Origin of the sequence: Psychromonas arctica, assembly GCF_036697365.1 — a bacterium.
GTDB classification, from domain to species: Bacteria; Pseudomonadota; Gammaproteobacteria; order Enterobacterales; family Psychromonadaceae; genus Psychromonas; species Psychromonas arctica_A.
Map to the genome: position 1 here is coordinate 1 of NZ_JBAHZA010000053.1, position 1,017 is coordinate 1,017.

Genomic DNA, 1,017 nt, shown 5'->3' on the forward strand with positions numbered 1-1,017 from the left:
CATTAATGGTGTCGATGATTTATCTATCGTAGCTGGCGATGCGACCGGCGCGGTGACTGAAGATGATGCTGCGACCTTAAGCACGACAGGTACATTATCGTTGTCAGATATCGATAGCTCAGATACCACAACCTTCACTGCTGAGACCGTGTCAGGTATTTACGGTGATATTACTATTGATGCCGATGGTAACTGGACATACGCGGCGGATAACACGCAAGCAGCGATCCAATCATTAGATGACGGCGAGTCGATCACCGATACCATTACAGTTATGACCAGCGATGGTGTTGAACAAGAGATTGTTATTACTATCAACGGTGTCGATGATTTATCAGTTGTTTCTGGTGATGCAACTGGCGTGGTAACTGAAGATGATGCTGCTACGTTGAGCACGACTGGTACATTAACGTTGTCAGATGTTGATAGCTCGGATACAACTACTTTTACTGCTGAAACGATTAACGGCACTTACGGCGATATTACTATCGATGCTGATGGTAACTGGACATACGCAGCCGATAACACGCAAGCAGAAATTCAATCTTTAGATGATGATGAGTCGATCACCGATACCATCACAGTTATGACTAGCGATGGTGTTGAACAAGAGATTGTTATTACCATTAACGGTGTGGATGACTTATCTATCGTAGCTGGCGATACAACGGGTGCGGTCACTGAAGATGATGCTGCGACGTTAAGCACGGCTGGTACATTATCGCTAAGCGATGTTGATAGCTCAGACACCACAACTTTCACTGCTGAGACCGTGTCAGGTACTTATGGTGCAATCACTATCGATGCTGATGGTAACTGGACATACGCGGCGGATAATACGCAAGCAGCTATCCAATCATTAGATGACGGTGAGTCAATCACCGATACCATCACTGTTATGACTAGCGATGGTGTTGAACAAGAGATTGTTATTACCATCAACGGTGTGGATGATTTATCTATCGTAGCTGGCGATACAACGGGAGCGGTCACTGAAGATGATGCTGCGACGTTAAG

The 1,017-nt window shown here is 45.5% G+C and carries 1 protein-coding gene; it reads left to right on the top strand.

Annotation, left to right across the window (positions count from 1 at the left end; translation table 11 throughout):
• The coding region (locus V5290_RS17275; RefSeq protein WP_333388744.1) for a VCBS domain-containing protein at positions 1–1,017 on the top strand (1,017 nt) is incomplete at both ends.